This window comes from Pseudomonas sp. JAI115 (assembly GCF_014200835.1).
Classification (GTDB): domain Bacteria; phylum Pseudomonadota; class Gammaproteobacteria; order Pseudomonadales; family Pseudomonadaceae; genus Aquipseudomonas; species Aquipseudomonas putida_A.
The window spans coordinates 361,007-376,594 of the sequence record NZ_JACHCY010000001.1; the positions used below are offsets into that span (position 1 = coordinate 361,007).

A 15,588-nucleotide genomic window follows, 5' to 3' on the forward strand; every position below is an offset into this window, starting at 1 on the left:
TGTGGGAGCGAGCCTGCTCGCGAAAGCGGTGTGTCAGGCAACGATAATGTTGAATGGGCTGGCCTCTTCGCGAGCAGGCTCGCTCCCACAGGGGAACCGCATTCCAATGTGGGAGCGGGCTTGCTCGCGAAGTCGGACTGTCAGTTACCGGATCTGTCGAACTTGTCCGGATCTTCGTCTTCAGGAAGATCTTCGTCCGGCTCTTCGGGAAAAGTGGTGGTGTGTGCCGGGCTGTTGGGCTCAGGGTGAGTGGGAACCGGGTCGAAACCGCCCTGCTCTTCACTGGGGAATCTGGGTGTGTTCATGTGGCACCTCGCAAAGAGTCGCTGAGTGAAGACTCTGTACATTCGAGGTGCCGGTCAGGGGCTGCGTTCAGTCATTTCACCATTTTGAAGCGGTGAAGCGACTGACGGTCAGGATCGAGCCTGCAACTGCGCGACGATCTTGTCTTTGACCTGCAAGCGTTTCTCTTTGAGTTTCTTCAGGGTGTCATCGCTGGGTGCATCCGAGGTCGCCGTCTCGGCCTTGACTACTTCGGCGTCCGCCTCGGAGTACTGGTTTATCAGTGAATCCAGTCGCGAATCCTCGGTGCGTTTTTGCTGGACCTCTTCCTTCGTTAGCTTCAAATCCTGATACAGGTCATGAGTCACCGGCATGGAACACCTCCGTCAGTTGATCGGCAACCAACGCGACCGATTGCGCTGGCAGTTATCAGAATGGCCTTGGTCGGGCCGTTCTGTCGACCACCTGTCAGACCAGCGGTTGCCGTTCGTCGCCCTGTCGGAAACGCGATCAAACCTTTTTCCGCTGTGCTCCCTCCATTGCATAACGTCAACAAAAACCTGTGTGGAGATACATCAATGGACGGATTCAACCTGCGTCATCTCGTTCTGGCTGTCGCGCTGAGCAGCGGCATGGGCAGTGCCTTCGCCGCCACTTCCAATGACTTCGTCGACAACGCCGCCGCGGGTGGCATCGCGGAGATCGAGACCAGTCGCCTCGCCCTGGAAAAAAGTCAGTCGGCCGACATCAAGGCGTTCGCCAACATGATGATCACCGACCACAGCAAGGCCAACGATGAACTGGCGAGCATTGCCAAGGCCAATGACATCGAAGTCCCGGACACCACGACTCTGGTCAAGCAGGCCAAGGAAAAGATCCTCGACATGCGCGATGAGTCCTTCGACGCGGCCTACGCCAACAACCAGGTCAAGGCCCACGAAGAAACCATCGAACTGTTCAAGAAAGAAGCCAACACCGTGACCGACGACAAAGTCAAAGGTGCCCCGGAACTGAAGGCCTTTGCGCAGAAAATGCTCCCGGCATTGGAAAAACACCTGACCGCGGCCAAAGAGCTGCAAGCCAAGCACCCGAGCAAGTAACCCGGGCGCTGTACAGCAAAAGGCCGCATTGATAAATGCGGCCTTTTGTCGTTTCAGCGCGATCAACCGCCGTCAGTATCGATGTCGGCATCGGTTTCTTCACCGGGCTTCGGACGATCGGGCTCAGGTTCGAAACCGGGGCTGAATTCGTTGTCGTTGTCGGTGTGTTTGTTCTTCTGGTCCACCACCGGATCGGCGCTCTGCGCCTGCTCGGTGCCACCCGAGGGTTGCGTTGGCGGGTTCTGCCCCGGCACTTGCGGATCGATGGCCGGGTCGTTGCGATTGATCGGTTCGGCGTCCGGTTTCTGCTGCTGTTGCGATTGCTCGTTCATAGCCACCTCGTTTTTCAATGCTGGCGCGACTCAGACCCGTCGGCCTCGTATATTCGAAGCCGCTACGGTGCCAACGTTCAAAACATCGCTGGTTTGAAGGGCGCCGACTAGAGTTACCGGGGCATTCCTTGCGCCGGATCAAAAATATCCTTGCGCACCTGAACAACTATTTTGAACGGCAAAGGTCACTGACTTCGCACCGGTCACTTTTTACAGAACCGGCCCCAATACGCTACGGAGCAACAGGCACATGGCAGCACTGCAGAACAGCACATTCGATGCGATGAAAAACAAACAACCCCAACTGCTGAGCGAATGGATCAACGGCCTGGAAGCCAGCGGCGCCACCCGCAATCTCAAGGACCATGACCTGCAACAACAGACCAGCGAATTCCTGCAACTGGTGATCAATGGCTTGCAGGATGACAACGGCACCAACATCAATGCGCCGGGTTGGGAAGCCACCCGCCAGTTCCTCGAAAAGCTCTCCCACAGCCGTGCCCAACTCGGTCAGGATTCGCAACAGACTGCCAGTTTCATCTTCGCCCTGAAGGGCCCGCTGTTTGCCCTGCTGCAAGCGCACTATAAAGAACAGCCAGCGCTGCTCGCCGAACAACTCTGGGAAATCTCCGAACTGTTCGACGCCTTCGGCATGCACACCATCCGTACCTTCCAGAAGTCCCGTGAAGCGGTGATCAAACGCCAACAGGAAGAACTGCTGGAGCTCTCCACGCCGGTGGTCAAACTGTGGGACGGCGTTCTGGCGCTGCCGATGATCGGCACTCTCGATTCGCAACGCACTCAGGTGGTGATGGAGTCCTTGCTGCAACGCATCGTCGACACCGGTTCGGAAATCGCCATCATCGACATCACCGGCGTACCAACCGTCGACACGCTGGTTGCGCAGCACTTGCTGAAAACCGTAACCGCGATTCGCCTGATGGGCGCCGACTGCATCATCAGCGGCGTGCGTCCGCAAATCGCCCAGACCATCGTCCACCTGGGCCTCGACCTGCAAGGCGTGGTGACCAAGGCCAATCTGGCCGACGCACTGAAGCTCGCCCTCTCCCGCCTGGGCATCAGCCTCGGCAAAGCGGTCTGAGCCGATGGAACGTATCCCGATTCTCCAAATGGGCAAGTTCCTGCTGGTGACCATTCAGGTCGACATGCATGATCAACTCGCCCTCACGTTGCAGGACGACTTGTCCGAGCGCATCAGCAAGACCTCGGCGCGTGGTGTGCTGATCGACATCTCGGCGCTGGACATGGTCGACTCGTTCATTGGCCGGATGATCAGCACGATCTCCGGGCTGTCGAAAATCATGGACGCCGAAACCATGCTGGTCGGCATGCAGCCGGCCGTGGCGATCACCCTGGTCGAACTCGGCCTGACCCTGCCCGGCGTCAGCACCGCACTGAATGTCGAGCGCGGGATGAAACTGCTGCAGGAACGAGTAGACCGGCAATGACCGTACGCAGCAGCGGTACTCAACCCATCCATATCGAGCAGGATGTCGTGCTCGCACGCCAGACCGCCCGCAAACTCGCCACCGAATGCGGGATGCGCCTGATCGACCTGACCAAAATGGTCACGGCGGTCAGCGAACTGGCGCGCAACACCATGGTGTACGGTGGCGGCGGCGACATGGACTGGCAGATTCTCGATGAAGATCACAAGGTCGGTCTGCGCTTGACGTTCCGTGACGAAGGCCCCGGTATTGCCGATATCAAACTGGCGATGACCGACGGCTGGACCTCCGGCAGCGGCATGGGCCTGGGCCTGACCGGGGCAAAACGGCTGGTCGAGGAGTTCGAACTGGACACCGAGCCGGGCAAGGGCACGCGAATAACGATCACCCGATGGACATGAATATCGCTGGGTCGCTGACCCAGGTACTGCTGATCGAAGACAGCAGCCAGATCGGCCATGCCCGGCGCACCGCGCAACGGCTCGCCGAGCAACACGGTTTTGATGCAACCGATGCCGGGCGGGTGGCGCTGGTCGCCACCGAACTGGCCAGCAACGTGCTCAAGCACGCCAGCCGCGGCGAGCTTCATCTGCGGTTGTTGCCGCGCCCCGGCGGATTCGGCATCGAGATGCTCGCGGTCGATCGCGCACAGGGCTTTGACCTCGACGCGTGCCTGACCGACGGTTTTTCCACCGGCGGCACCCAAGGCATCGGACTGGGCGCCGTGGCGCGGCAGACCGAGGTCTTCGACGTGCACGCCGACGCCCGTGGCGCGGTGCTGCTGGCGCGTCTTTATCCGCGCAACGACCGCCAACCGGACTTGCGCTACGGCGTCAGCCAGCACTCGTTGCACAACGACCCGGCGTGCGGCGATACCTGGCACCTGGCGTACAACGGCGCGAATGTCAGTGCGCTGGTGATCGACGGCCTCGGCCACGGTGAGGATGCCGAACGCGCGGCCAAGGCCGGCGAGCGGGTGTTCGCCGAGACTCCGTTCGCCAGTCCGGTGCTGCTGATGGAGGATATGCACCGCGACATGATCGGCAGCCGTGGCGGCGCCGCCGCGTTCGCCCAGTACAATGCCGCCCGCGACGGCCTGACGTTTACTGGCGTGGGCAACATCGGCGCCAGCCTGATTACCGCCGACAAGTCGCGCGGGCTGGCCTCGCACCCGGGCATCGTCGGCGGCCAATACCGGAAAGCCCAGCCCTTTGACTATGCTCACGTGAACGGACATCTATTGATCATGTACAGCGACGGCTTGCAGTCCCGTTGGAATCTTCAAGACTACCCCGGTCTGGTGCACCGTCATCCCGCCGTGATAGCCAGCGTCCTGCACCGCGACTTCTGTCGCGGGCGCGACGATGTAACCGTGCTGGTCGTTGCCCTGGAGGCCGCCCATGGCTGAGTCGCCAACCCTGAATGCCGCCGAACAGGCTGCGCTGATCGCCCAATTGCAGAGCGAGACCGCGGCCCTGCGCGAGGAACTCGACGAGACCAACCAGGGCGTGCTGGCGCTCTACGCCGAACTCGACACCCAGGCGGAAGAACTGAGGCAGGCTTCGGACCTGAAAAGCCGCTTTCTGTCGTACATGAGCCATGAGTTCCGCACCCCGCTCGGCTCGATCCTCAGCATCAACAGCCTGCTCGCCGACGAACTCGACGGCCCGCTCAGCCCCGAGCAGCACAAGCAGGTGGCGTTCGTCAGCAGCGCCGCCCGCGAACTCAGCGACATGGTCGATGACTTGCTCGATCTGGCGAAGATCGAAGCCGGGCGGATCACTATTTCCCCGGCATGGTTCGACATGTTCGACCTGTTCTCCGCCCTGCGCGGGATGTTCCGGCCGATCGTCGATGCGTCGGCGGTGGACCTGATCTTCGAAGAGCCAGTCGGCCTGCCACGCCTGTACACCGACGACAAAAAACTCGGGCAGATTCTGCGCAACTTCATTTCCAACTCGCTGAAATTCACCACCCGCGGTGAAGTGCGGGTTTCGGCGCGCCTGGAAGGCTCGGACAAAGTACGTTTTGCCGTCAGCGACACCGGGATCGGTATCGCGCCGGAGCTGCACGGTGCATTGTTCGAGGACTTCTCGCAGGTCGACTCGCCGCTGCAGAAACGTCTGCGCGGCACCGGCCTCGGCTTGTCCCTGTGCAAGCGCTTCGCTGCCCTGCTCGGCGGCGAGGTCGGGATGGACAGCACACCGGGGGTCGGCTCGACCTTTTTCGTGATCATTCCGCTGGCGCTCGCCTTGGAGAACGTCGATGAAACGTGACATCCGTCTATTGATCGTCGACGACAACGCCGCCACCCGCTACGCCTTGCGCCGGCGCCTGGAGCGCCATGACTACGAGGTGCTGGAGGCCGGCACCGGCAGCGAGGGCCTGGCGCTGATCGCGAGCGAGCCACTCGATGCGCTGATCCTCGACGTCAACCTGCCGGACATGAGCGGCTTCGACATCGTGCGCATCTTGCGTGCTGATGCACGCACCGCGTTGCTGCCAGTGATCCACGTGTCTGCCGCGTCGATCCAGACCGGGGACATCATCACCGGTCTCGATGCCGGGGCGGATGCCTACCTGATTCATCCGGTAGACCCGGACGTATTGCTGGCGACCCTGCGCACTCTGCTGCGGGTACGTGATACCGAAAACGCGCTGCGCGAGAGCGAGGCCCGCTTCCGCGAGATTTTCGTCAATGTCTCGGCGCCGATTGCCGTGCTTGATGCCAACCTGAAAGTGCATGAGTGCAACCACGCCTTCACGCAGATGATTCAGGACAACCGCAACCCGGAAACGCTCAGCGAGTGCTTTGACCAAGACCAGGGCGCGATCCTCAACGAGTTGCGCCTGCGGCTGGTTGATGGTGAGCGCTGGAAAGGCACGTTGAACATGCGCGTACAGGGCGAGGTCCGCGAAACCGAATGGCAGATTTCCCCGTACCGCACACCGCAGCTGAGCCTGGTATTCGTCGAAGACGTCACTGAGCATCGCCACCGCGAGCGCTCGCACCTGGCACAGCTGGACGACACCACCACACAACTGGCCAAGGAAGTTGCCGAGCGGGTGCGCGCCGAATCGCAGTTGCTGCAAGTGCAGAAAATGGACGCACTGGGCAAGCTCACCGGAGGCATCGCCCACGACTTCAACAATCTGCTGACCGGGATCATCACCAGCCTCGAACTGATCCAGAAACGCATGGCCGATGCGCGTCCGGACAAGGTGCAGTTCTACGCCGAAGCCGCACTGAATTCGGCGATGAGTGCGGCGTCCCTCACTCATCGTCTGCTGGCCTTCGCCCGCCAACAGCCACTGGATACCCGGCCGGTGGACATCAATGAGCAGGTGCGCTCGCTGGAAGAATTGCTGATGCGCACCATCGGCGAACGCATCACCCTCAAGCTTGAACTGACCAACAAACCGGCGATTGCCCTGGTCGACCCGGTACAGCTGGAAAGCGCGGTGCTGAATCTGGTCATCAACGCCCGGGATGCGCTGCCCCGAGGCGGCAATATCTGGGTCAACACCTATGCCGCGTATTCCCACGGCGACCCGAACATGGCCGATGGTGCGTATGTCGCGCTGTCGGTGCGCGATGACGGCACCGGTATCGAGCACAGTGTGATCGACAAGGTGTTCGATCCGTTCTTCACCACCAAACCGCTGGGCCAGGGTACGGGTCTGGGTTTGTCGACGATTTACGGTTTCGCCCGCCAGTCCGGTGGCGATGCACATATCCGCAGCGTGGCACGGCGGGGCACCGAAGTGACCATCATGCTGCCGGCGACGAACGACCCGACCGGCGCCGACATCCCGGCGCCGAAGGTGGATCCGCAGGGTGCCGGCGAGCATGTCCTGATTGTCGAAGACATGCCGGCAGTGCGCATGTTCGTCACCGAAGTGCTGGAAGACGCAGGTTATCGCTGCACGCAGGCGGCGGATATCGAAACCGCGCTGGAGCGCTTGCAGAATGACCCGACGATCGACCTGCTGCTGAGCGACGTCGGCCTGCCGCGCATGAGCGGCCGGGAACTGGCGGACGTGGCGCGGGGCTGGCGTGAAAGCCTGCCGATTCTGTTCATGACCGGTTATGCCGAGACCGCGATCAATCGCCAGGTGTTCCTCGGCAGCGGCATGGAGATGCTGGTCAAGCCGTTCCAGATCAGCGAACTGCTGGACAAGGTCCGCCGCACGCTTGATGGTGCCTGACATACCGCCACCAGGTTGCTCGGTTGAGAACACAGACCCTGTAGGAGTGAGCCTGCTCGCGATGGCGTCAGGTCAGTCAATTCATTTCTGGCTGACACTCCGCTATCGCGAGCAGGCTCACTCCTACAAGGGATTACGGTGTGTCATCTTCCGAGTACACCGCAGCCCCCTGTGGGGGCCAGTGGGATCGCCGTGGTTATCGGCTCAAGGCCCGGGCCAGAAACGGTGCGGTTCGGCTCTTCTTGCTCGCGGCAACTTTCTGCGGCGTGCCGGCGGCGACGATTTTGCCGCCCTGATCCCCGGCCCCCGGGCCGATGTCGATCACCCAGTCACTCTGTGCGACTACGCGCATTTCATGCTCGACCACGATCACCGTGTGCCCGGCCGTGACCAGCGTATCCAGTTGTTCCAGCAGCCGATCAACGTCTCGCGGATGCAGTCCGGTGGTCGGTTCATCCAGCACATACAGGGTCGCGCCGCGCTGATTGCGCTGCAATTCTGTCGCCAGTTTGATCCGTTGTGCTTCACCACCGGACAACTCCGTGGCCGGTTGCCCAAGCCGCAGATAACCGAGGCCGATGTCACGCAGCACCTCCAATGAACGGCGAATCCCCGGCTGCTCGCTGAACACTTCTACCGCCTCTTCCACGGTCAGTTGCAGCACCTGCGCAATGCTCAAGCCTTGCCACTGAATCGCCAGGGTCTGCGGGTTGTAGCGCGCGCCATGACAGGTCGGGCACGGCGCATACACGCTCGGCATGAACAGCAACTCGACGCTGACAAAACCTTCACCCTCGCAGGTCGGGCAACGCCCCTTGGCGACGTTGAAGGAAAACTGCCCGGCGTCATACCCCGCCGCCCGTGCCTCGGGCGTGGCGGCGAACAGTTTGCGCACGTTGTCGAACAGCCCGGTGTAGGTCGCCAGATTCGAACGTGGCGTGCGGCCGATGGGTTTCTGATCGACCTGCACCAGGCGCTTGATCGACTCCAACCCCGCAGTCACCTGACCAGTGCTGGCCTGCGGCGCATCGTCTTCGAGGCTGAGCTCTTCCGGCTCGTCCTCAACCAGCGGCCGCCCGAGTTGCGCGCCGACCAGTTCGAGCAACGCCTGACTGACCAGACTCGACTTGCCCGAACCGGAAACCCCGGTGACCGAGGTGAAGCAGCCCAAGGGAAATTCAGCGCTGAGGTTGTGCAGGTTATTGCGGCTGATGCCATCGAGTTTCAGCCAACCGCTCGGCTTGCGCGCGGTGCGGGTCTGCCGCTGGCTCTCGGCAAACAGGTAGGCGCGGGTCTGCGACTCGTCGATCTCGGCCAGCCCGGCCGGAGGGCCGCTGTACAACACCCGCCCACCCTTCTCTCCCGCCGCCGGGCCGACATCGATCAGCCAGTCGGCGCGGCGCATGGTTTCCAGATCGTGCTCGACCACAAACAGCGTATTGCCATCGGTCTTCAAGCGCTGCAAGGCTTCGAACAGCGCCTCGCCATCGGCCGGATGCAGACCGGCGGACGGCTCGTCGAGCACATAGATCACGCCGAACAGTTGCGAGCCCAATTGCGTCGCCAGGCGCAGGCGCTGCAACTCGCCGGACGACAGTGTCGGCGTACTGCGCTCCAGCGCCAGATAACCGAGGCCCAGATCGGTCAGGGTGCTGACCCGCTCCAGCAAGTCCTCGGCAATCCGCTGCGCTGCCAGGCGTTTTTCCAGCGACAGGTTCGGCGTGTGGCGCACGTCCGGCGCACTGGCGTGGCCGCTGGCACCGTGGGCCACGCGCTGCTGGCGCGCCTCGCGGGTTTGCGCATGGCTGAGGGTTTCGCCGCTTTCTTCGGCCTGCTGCAGATAGGTCGCCGCAGCCACGGGTTTCAATACTTCGGCCACTTGCAGCAGTGGCATCTGCGACAGCTCACCGATGTCGTAACCGGCAAAGGTCACCGACAACGCTTCACGCTTGAGGCGCTTGCCGTCGCATAACGGACACGGGCTGCCAAGCATGAACTGCGAAACGCGCTTCTTCATCAGCGCACTTTGCGAGTGGGTAAAGGTGTGCAGGATGTAACGGCGGGCGCCGGTGAAGGTGCCCTGATAACTCGGTTCCATCTTGCGCTTGAGGGCGACCCGGGTTTCCTCCGGGGTCAGCCCGGCGTACACCGGCACGGTCGGGGTTTCTTCGGTGAACAGAATCCAGTCACGCTGCTTTTTCGGCAGTTTCTTCCAGGGAATATCGACGTCGATGCCCATGGTCACGAGGATGTCGCGCAGGTTCTGCCCCTGCCACGCCAGCGGCCAGGACGCCACGGCGCGTTGGCGGATGGTCAGGTTCGGATCGGGCACCATCAGCGCCTCGGTCACCTCGTAGACCCGGCCCAGACCGTGGCACTCCGGGCACGCGCCTTGCGGGGTGTTCGGCGAGAAATCCTCGGCGTAGAGCATCGGTTGCCCCGGCGGGTAACTGCCGGCGCGGGAATAGAGCATGCGGATCAGGCTCGACAAGGTGGTCACGCTGCCGACCGACGAACGCGTGCTCGGCGTACCACGCTGCTGTTGCAGGGCCACGGCGGGCGGCAGGCCTTCGATGGAGTCGACATCCGGCACCCCGACCTGATCGATCAGTCGCCGCGCATACGGCGCCACAGATTCGAAATAACGCCGCTGGGCTTCGGCGTACAAGGTCGAAAAGGCCAACGACGACTTGCCCGAACCGGAGACGCCGGTGAACACCACCAGCGCGTCGCGAGGGATATCGACGTCGACATTCTTCAGATTGTGTTCGCGGGCGCCACGCACCCGGACCATGCCGGCGGGTGCTTTGGAATTACGCTTGGAAGTCATTGGCTGTCCCTGCAGAAAAAATTTAGGGGCGAAGTTGAACCCTGTGGTGAGGGGATTTATCCCCGATCGGCGGCGTAACCGGCGCAGTCACTGCAAATGCCATATAGCTGGAAAAATGCTGGGGAGTGCTGCGCACTCCATCGGGGATGAATCCCCTCGCCACAGGGAATCAGGCACTCAGCACCGAGCGAATCATCTGCAACAACGCCTCCGGGCCATACGGTTTGCCGAGCAAGTGCGTGTCCGGGCTCAACTGGTGGTTGCGTGAAATGATGTCGCGGGTGTGGCCGGAGGTGAACAGCACCGCCACCGGTGGTGTCTGCACCTTGGCCCACGCCGCCAGATCGGAGCTTTTGATCAGCCCCGGCATCACCACGTCGGTGAAAATCAGATCCACTTGCGCGCCGTCCAGCAGCAACTGCATTGCCACGTCGCCATTGCTCGCAGTCAGTACGCGGTAGCCTTCCTCGCGCAGCAACTCCACGGCCGAAGCACGCACTGCGTCGTTATCCTCGACCACCAGAATGGTCTCGTGGCCGCCGCCCTGCTGCGGGTCGACGCTCGGCGTCTCATCGAGAACCGGACGCAGGCTGCGCGGAAAGTACAGTTGCACCCGCGTGCCTTCGCCCACGGTGCTGTCGATCTCGACGTGGCCGCCACTCTGTTTGACGAAGCCGAACACCATGCTCAGACCAAGCCCGGTGCCCTGGCCGTCGGCCTTGGTGGTGAAGAATGGCTCGAACACCTGCTCGAGCATTTGTGGCGCAATGCCGACGCCGGTATCGCTGACCACCACCCGCACGAAATCGCCGGCAACGATGCCTTTGCCCGCGCAAAAAGTACTGTCCAGCCGAGTATTGATGGCGCTGAGGACAATCGTGCCCTCGCCTTTCATCGCGTCCCGGGCGTTGATCGCCAGATTGAGAATGGCGTTTTCCAGTTGATTGCGGTCGACGTTGATGTGCCACGGGTCCAGCGGCACTTGCACATCGATCTGAATGGTTTCGCCCAACGCACGCTGCAGCAATTCTCCGACGCCGTCGAAGATCTGCCGCGGATCGCACACCGCGGGTGACAACGGCTGGCGCCGGGCAAAGGCGAGCAGTTGCGACGACAGCTTGGCGCCGCGCTCGACCGCTGCCAGCGAGGCGCTGACCCGGCGTTGCACGTTGGCATTGTCCGGCTCATGCCGCGCCAGCAAATGCAGGTTGCCGGCAATTACCTGCAGCAGGTTGTTGAAGTCGTGGGCCACGCCGCCGGTCAGTCCGCCGATGGCTTCAAGCTTCTGCGACTGGCGCAATTGCTCTTCCGCCGCCAGTCGAGCATCCACTTCACTGGCCACCCGCTGCTCCAGGTTGCGCGTGAATTTGAGCAGGGATTCTTCGGCAATCTTGCGTTCATGGATGTCGATCAACACCCCGGGAAAACGAAACGGCGCACCGTGTTCGTCGAACTCGCAGGCGCCACTGGCGAGCACCCACAGGTAGCTGCCGTCCGCACGCCGCACGCGGTATTCGGCGTTGTACGGCTCACCGGTCTGCAGCGAATGACTGACCCGATCATGCACCCACGCCAGGTCGTCCGGGTGGATCCGCGACTCATTGACGGATTGCGGCAGGTTGCTCAAGTCCTGATCCGGCGGATAGCAAAAGGTCCGGGCGAAACGCTCGTCGGCCGACAGCACATTGTTCTTCACGTCCCAGACGAACGAGCCGAGCAAGGCCCCGGCATTCAGCGCCAGACGCACCCGTTCGTTGTCGGCCCGATAGGCATCTTCAGCGGCCTGACGCAGGCGCTCGGAGCGCACCAGCTCGGTGGTCTCGACCACCATCGCCATCACCCCGGCCGGCACACCGTCATCGTTGGCCACCGGGCTGTAATACAGATCCATCCAGACATCTTCGGGTACGCCATCGCGCAACAGCACCAGCTCCTTGTTGCGGTAGGACAAGGTGCCGCCCGCCAGACAGGTGTCGACCACATGCCGGTTGAACTCGGCGACTTCCGGCCAGCCCAGCTCCACCGGCACCCCCAACAGATAGGGGTGGCGGCCACCGGCAAACTGCGAGTAGGCGTCGTTGTAGATCATGTAGCCGGCATGGCCCCAGAGCATGACCATCGGCAAGGGCGAGGCCAGCATCAATTGCACAGTGCTGCACAAGCTGGCAGGCCAGGTGTCGAGCGGGCCGAGTTCGGTGAGGCGCCAGTCGAACGCGCAAATGCGTTCGGCCATCTCGCCTTTCCAGCCGTCACAACCGTGGCTATCGGATAAAAACTGCATCGATTGACTCGGTGTCCTGTGGTGTTTGCCCGATACATCGCGACGGCAGAACGCCGCGACGCCCGTCTGTTTCGAGCCTCATCGGCCGTAATGGTTTCATTAGAGGTATAGCCGATTTCAGACCAGGCCCGGATCAGACCCCGATCAGGTGCTTGAGGGGATGGTAGCCAGTTTTCATCTTCGCCGCGACGTCGAGAATCGCCTTCTCGATGCCGTTCAAATGCGTGCAGGTCAGTTCGATGGCGGCGCTCTGATCGCCCGCCTCGATGTATTCGATCAGGCGCAGATGTTCGTTGTCACGGCAGGCTTCATGGCTGTCATCATCCAGTGCAGCGACATACAGCGAGGCGCGGGAAATCAGCTTCTGGAACCAGTCGAGCAGCACCGGGTTGTTGAGGCTGCGCGCCAGTTTGAGGTGGAACTCGCCGAGCAGGTAAATCAGTTGCTCGTGATCGCCTGCCGCGTGGGCTGCGTCCTCCAGTAGCAGGTGCTCGCGCAAGACCTGCATGGCGGCGGTGTCCTTGCGCCGACAGAGTTCGGTGACCATGCCGATTTCGATCAGCCGCCGGGTTTCGAACAGCGAGCGGATCTCTTCGTTGCTCGGCAGCGACACCGATGCACCTTTATTCGGCTCGGTGGTGACCAGCCCCTCGGCTTCCAGTTGCTTGAGCGCGGCGCGTACCGACGTGCGGCTGACATTGAACAGTTCGGCCAGGGACGCTTCGCCCAGCTTCATCCCCGGACGCAGCGAACGCTTGCTGATCGCCTGGTAAACCCCTTGGTAGACGCGGTCGACCGTGGTTTCCAGTTTCTTCTCGGTCATTCGAACACTCCTTTAGCCTCGGGCAAACACGGTGTTGCAGCGTTATTCGCCGTTTGCGCAGATAAGTGTGGCGCAGGATATCGCCTTCGGCGTCGAGATGCAGGGTCTGGATACGATTGGTCGGCGGGATGATTTCGATTTGCCGACCCGCTCATTGCAAGCGTGGACGGAAGCAGCGGGCGGTGGCGAGCGGTTTTGGCGGTCGCCAAATAAATCGGCTGCGAAACGCCTTCCCCTTGTGGGAGCGGGCTTGCTCGCGAATGCGCCGGGTCAGTAAAACATTTGGCGACTGACCCACCGCATTCGTCGGAACGCCGCCCGGAGCAAGCCCGCTCCCACAGAGGATTTCAGGCGTGCCGGTAATTTCAGTCCGTGCCGTATTTCGGCGAGCGCGGGCCGTACAACAGGCCGGCGTGCTGACCGGCCGACAACAGGCGATTGCTCGCCACGCCGGCAATCGGATACCCGGCGTCGGTCGAACTGTTGATCACCTGCTTCACCGCGGCGGTGATCAGCATGCCGACCAGGCCGCCACCACTGTTATTGCCGCCCTCTTCGCTCGACGCCCGTGCCGAACCGGTCCACAGCGTGGTGCCGGATTTCAGATCGACCAGCTTGGCGGTGGCGGTTACCGCGGTTTCGCTGCTGATCACCATGTAGCGCGTACCGTACTCGGTCACAGTGATGTACAGCGCAGCGTCGGCGCCGAAGATTTCCTTGAGCTTGTTGGCCGGTGCCTGATGGATGTCATCCGGGGTGGTCAGGCCGTTCTGGCGGAAGGTTTCATCCACCAGAGTGATCGGCAGCACGTAGTAACCGGCTTCGGCCAACGGGAACGTCACCTGCGACAGCAAGCTGTAGGAAGCCTTGACGTCCGGCGAGGTGTTCAGCGGCGGCAGCACCAGAATGGTCTTCGGCCGTGCCTGTTTGTACGCCGAGTAATCCACGGTTTTCGGCGCGACGCAGCCACCGAGCACGGTCAGGGCCAAACCGGCGGCCAGCTGTTTCAGGGTGCGCGAGATCATTGGGCGTCTCCGGTCTTGGCGTTTTTAAGCAGAAAATCCATGTATGGGCCGGACTCGGGGAACAGCGCTTTCTCGGTGCGGAACTGCTGCACCATCTGATCGTCCTTGCCCATGCTCAGGTACAGCAGGCCCAGGTGCGCGTGGTAGCCCGGCGGCACCGCCTTGCCGGTGGAGCGGATCTTCTGCAGGTCGCGCTCCAGCACTTCGGCCTGGGCTTCTTTAGGCTCTTCGCCTTTGAAGTATTCGTAAACCTGCGGTTGGTAGTCTTCCCACTGGTACAGGGTTTTCGGGCTGCTGCAACCGGCCAGCAAGGCGCTGGCGGCCAGCGTCAGGGCCAGCAGCGACCGCGACAAAGTCAGATTCATGGGTGTTGCTCCTTGCAATGAATAACGATCAGTTGCCCGGTTTCCAGGCGCCGGCGTTCATGCCATCAACCAGACGATTGATCGCCTCGCGCATGGCCAGATCAAGGACTTTGCCGTTGAGGGTGGAGTCGTACGCGGCGGTGCCGCCGAAGCCGATGATTTCGCGGTTGGACAAGGCGTATTCGCCGGCGCCCTGAGTCGAATACACCACTTCGGAGGTGCTGATGTTGACGATGTTCAGGTTGACCTTGGCGTAGGCGACCTGGGTCTTGCCACGGCCGAGAATGCCGAACAGCTGGTGGTCACCGGTTTCCTTGCGGCCGAACTCGGTGACGTCACCGGTGACCACGTAATCGGCACCCTTGAGGCGCTGGGCCTGGCCCTTGATCGCCGCTTCCTGCTGGATCTCGCCCATGTTGTCGCGATCCAGTACCGAGAAACGGTTGGTCTGCTGCAAGTGAGTGATCAGGATGGTCTTGGCCTGGCCGCCGAGACGGTCAACACCATCGGAGAAGATCCCGCGCATGTAGCTGGAGCGGTTATCGAACTTGCCCACCGCCATCGGCACGCGAGCACCGGTCCAGACTTGCGTGGCGCTCTCGACCTTGGCCACCGGCAGTGCGCGGGAGCTTTCGGTGGCGCACCCGGCAAGGGAGCTGGCGAGGGTGCCGAGCACGGCAATCGCAACGCCTGAGACCAACATCCGGGAGATCATTCTCACTGTGCATTCCTTCTGAAAAAAAACGGTGTGTCCCGGCACGGCTACGCGGTGGGGAGCGGAAAAGGGGCGGCATTATGACAAAGTGCCACCATTGGTGACAGAGATTTTTGACGCCAATCAATTGGCTTGCTTGGACACACACAAATCCCCC

General features: G+C 61.9%; 16 protein-coding genes and 1 pseudogene. 8 read left to right on the top strand and 9 right to left on the bottom strand.

What is annotated here, in order from left to right:
- Window positions 1–140: 140 nt before the first annotated feature.
- Together HDC30_RS01550 and HDC30_RS01555 are read right to left on the bottom strand one after the other, a co-directional pair.
- The gene (locus HDC30_RS01550; RefSeq protein ID WP_166495921.1) at window positions 141–305 is read right to left on the bottom strand and encodes a hypothetical protein; all 165 of its coding nucleotides are present in this window, start codon (window positions 303–305) and stop codon (window positions 141–143) included.
- Window positions 306–413: 108 nt separating this feature from the next.
- Window positions 414–656: a DUF465 domain-containing protein gene (locus tag HDC30_RS01555; protein ID WP_183780210.1), complete on the bottom strand. Its 243-nt coding sequence runs from the start codon at window positions 654–656 to the stop codon at window positions 414–416.
- Between the two features lie 204 nt (window positions 657–860).
- On the opposite strand from HDC30_RS01555, the gene HDC30_RS01560 reads away from it, so the two are divergent.
- Window positions 861–1,382, top strand: coding sequence for a DUF4142 domain-containing protein (locus HDC30_RS01560; RefSeq protein WP_097087254.1), 522 nt, complete (start codon window positions 861–863; stop codon window positions 1,380–1,382).
- A gap of 62 nt (window positions 1,383–1,444) precedes the next feature.
- On the opposite strand, the gene HDC30_RS01565 is transcribed toward HDC30_RS01560, so the two are convergent.
- Window positions 1,445–1,714 carry a hypothetical protein gene (locus HDC30_RS01565; RefSeq protein WP_134786542.1) on the bottom strand — a complete coding sequence of 90 codons (270 nt, stop codon included), beginning with the start codon at window positions 1,712–1,714 and terminating at the stop codon, window positions 1,445–1,447.
- 250 nt (window positions 1,715–1,964) lie between these two features.
- Between HDC30_RS01565 and HDC30_RS01570 the strand changes: the two genes are divergently transcribed.
- The 6 genes from HDC30_RS01570 to HDC30_RS01595 are packed head-to-tail and all read left to right on the top strand — an operon-like array spanning window position 1,965 to window position 7,392.
- Window positions 1,965–2,816, top strand: a complete 852-nt coding sequence (locus tag HDC30_RS01570) for an STAS domain-containing protein (RefSeq protein ID WP_096796830.1) — start codon at window positions 1,965–1,967, stop codon at window positions 2,814–2,816.
- A 4-nt stretch (window positions 2,817–2,820) separates the two neighbouring features.
- Entirely contained in the window at window positions 2,821–3,183 is a 363-nt protein-coding gene (locus HDC30_RS01575; protein ID WP_007912539.1) for an STAS domain-containing protein, read from the top strand.
- A complete protein-coding gene (locus HDC30_RS01580; protein WP_003225570.1) occupies window positions 3,180–3,584 on the top strand; it encodes an anti-sigma regulatory factor in 405 nt (134 codons plus the stop codon). Before HDC30_RS01575 ends, HDC30_RS01580 begins: the two co-directional genes overlap by 4 nt.
- Complete coding sequence (locus HDC30_RS01585; RefSeq protein ID WP_027613680.1) at window positions 3,581–4,591, top strand: ATP-binding protein; 1,011 nt, start codon at window positions 3,581–3,583, stop codon at window positions 4,589–4,591. The genes HDC30_RS01580 and HDC30_RS01585 overlap by 4 nt, the downstream gene beginning before the upstream one ends.
- Window positions 4,584–5,459, top strand: a complete 876-nt coding sequence (locus HDC30_RS01590; RefSeq protein WP_183780213.1) for a sensor histidine kinase KdpD — start codon at window positions 4,584–4,586, stop codon at window positions 5,457–5,459. Before HDC30_RS01585 ends, HDC30_RS01590 begins: the two co-directional genes overlap by 8 nt.
- Entirely contained in the window at window positions 5,449–7,392 is a 1,944-nt protein-coding gene (locus HDC30_RS01595) for a response regulator (RefSeq protein WP_183780216.1), read from the top strand. Before HDC30_RS01590 ends, HDC30_RS01595 begins: the two co-directional genes overlap by 11 nt.
- Window positions 7,393–7,588: 196 nt before the next feature.
- Here the strand turns inward: HDC30_RS01595 and HDC30_RS01600 are convergent, their stop codons facing one another.
- From HDC30_RS01600 to HDC30_RS01610, 3 genes are all read right to left on the bottom strand, one after another.
- Window positions 7,589–10,222, bottom strand: coding sequence for an excinuclease ABC subunit UvrA (locus tag HDC30_RS01600; RefSeq protein ID WP_183780218.1), 2,634 nt, complete (start codon window positions 10,220–10,222; stop codon window positions 7,589–7,591).
- 169 nt (window positions 10,223–10,391) lie between these two features.
- Window positions 10,392–12,503 carry a PAS domain-containing sensor histidine kinase gene (locus HDC30_RS01605; RefSeq protein ID WP_183780237.1) on the bottom strand — a complete coding sequence of 704 codons (2,112 nt, stop codon included), beginning with the start codon at window positions 12,501–12,503 and terminating at the stop codon, window positions 10,392–10,394.
- 133 nt (window positions 12,504–12,636) lie between these two features.
- Window positions 12,637–13,326, bottom strand: coding sequence for a GntR family transcriptional regulator (locus tag HDC30_RS01610; RefSeq protein WP_027613675.1), 690 nt, complete (start codon window positions 13,324–13,326; stop codon window positions 12,637–12,639).
- A gap of 91 nt (window positions 13,327–13,417) precedes the next feature.
- Here HDC30_RS01610 and HDC30_RS01615 point away from each other — a divergent pair.
- Window positions 13,418–13,525: pseudogene (locus HDC30_RS01615) on the top strand (flavin reductase family protein); the annotation flags it as partial.
- A gap of 166 nt (window positions 13,526–13,691) precedes the next feature.
- Here HDC30_RS01615 and HDC30_RS01620 read toward each other — a convergent pair.
- From HDC30_RS01620 to HDC30_RS01630, 3 genes are read right to left on the bottom strand one after another with little or no spacing between them, the layout of a single operon-like run.
- On the bottom strand, window positions 13,692–14,351 hold the full coding sequence (locus HDC30_RS01620; RefSeq protein ID WP_183780240.1) for a DUF799 domain-containing protein: 660 nt from the start codon (window positions 14,349–14,351) through the stop codon (window positions 13,692–13,694).
- On the bottom strand, window positions 14,348–14,716 hold the full coding sequence (locus HDC30_RS01625) for a DUF4810 domain-containing protein (protein WP_007969675.1): 369 nt from the start codon (window positions 14,714–14,716) through the stop codon (window positions 14,348–14,350). Before HDC30_RS01625 ends, HDC30_RS01620 begins: the two co-directional genes overlap by 4 nt.
- A 28-nt stretch (window positions 14,717–14,744) precedes the next feature.
- Window positions 14,745–15,431, bottom strand: coding sequence for a CsgG/HfaB family protein (locus tag HDC30_RS01630; RefSeq protein ID WP_177439976.1), 687 nt, complete (start codon window positions 15,429–15,431; stop codon window positions 14,745–14,747).
- Window positions 15,432–15,588 lie beyond the last annotated feature (157 nt).

Excerpts from the sequence above, each read along its gene's own strand:
- HDC30_RS01555 (WP_183780210.1), bottom strand. The coding sequence starts at position 656 with ATGCCGGTGACTCATGACCTGTATCAGGATTTGAAGCTAACGAAGGAA.
- HDC30_RS01570 (WP_096796830.1), top strand. The coding sequence starts at position 1,965 with ATGGCAGCACTGCAGAACAGCACATTCGATGCGATGAAAAACAAACAA.
- HDC30_RS01565 (WP_134786542.1), bottom strand. The coding sequence starts at position 1,714 with ATGAACGAGCAATCGCAACAGCAGCAGAAACCGGACGCCGAACCGATC.
- HDC30_RS01590 (WP_183780213.1), top strand. The coding sequence starts at position 4,584 with ATGGCTGAGTCGCCAACCCTGAATGCCGCCGAACAGGCTGCGCTGATC.
- HDC30_RS01630 (WP_177439976.1), bottom strand. The coding sequence starts at position 15,431 with ATGATCTCCCGGATGTTGGTCTCAGGCGTTGCGATTGCCGTGCTCGGC.
- HDC30_RS01625 (WP_007969675.1), bottom strand. The coding sequence starts at position 14,716 with ATGAATCTGACTTTGTCGCGGTCGCTGCTGGCCCTGACGCTGGCCGCC.
- HDC30_RS01560 (WP_097087254.1), top strand. The coding sequence starts at position 861 with ATGGACGGATTCAACCTGCGTCATCTCGTTCTGGCTGTCGCGCTGAGC.
- HDC30_RS01605 (WP_183780237.1), bottom strand. The coding sequence starts at position 12,503 with ATGCAGTTTTTATCCGATAGCCACGGTTGTGACGGCTGGAAAGGCGAG.
- HDC30_RS01610 (WP_027613675.1), bottom strand. The coding sequence starts at position 13,326 with ATGACCGAGAAGAAACTGGAAACCACGGTCGACCGCGTCTACCAAGGG.
- HDC30_RS01585 (WP_027613680.1), top strand. The coding sequence starts at position 3,581 with ATGAATATCGCTGGGTCGCTGACCCAGGTACTGCTGATCGAAGACAGC.
- HDC30_RS01580 (WP_003225570.1), top strand. The coding sequence starts at position 3,180 with ATGACCGTACGCAGCAGCGGTACTCAACCCATCCATATCGAGCAGGAT.
- HDC30_RS01600 (WP_183780218.1), bottom strand. The coding sequence starts at position 10,222 with ATGACTTCCAAGCGTAATTCCAAAGCACCCGCCGGCATGGTCCGGGTG.
- HDC30_RS01575 (WP_007912539.1), top strand. The coding sequence starts at position 2,821 with ATGGAACGTATCCCGATTCTCCAAATGGGCAAGTTCCTGCTGGTGACC.
- HDC30_RS01595 (WP_183780216.1), top strand. The coding sequence starts at position 5,449 with ATGAAACGTGACATCCGTCTATTGATCGTCGACGACAACGCCGCCACC.
- HDC30_RS01550 (WP_166495921.1), bottom strand. The coding sequence starts at position 305 with ATGAACACACCCAGATTCCCCAGTGAAGAGCAGGGCGGTTTCGACCCG.
- HDC30_RS01620 (WP_183780240.1), bottom strand. The coding sequence starts at position 14,351 with ATGATCTCGCGCACCCTGAAACAGCTGGCCGCCGGTTTGGCCCTGACC.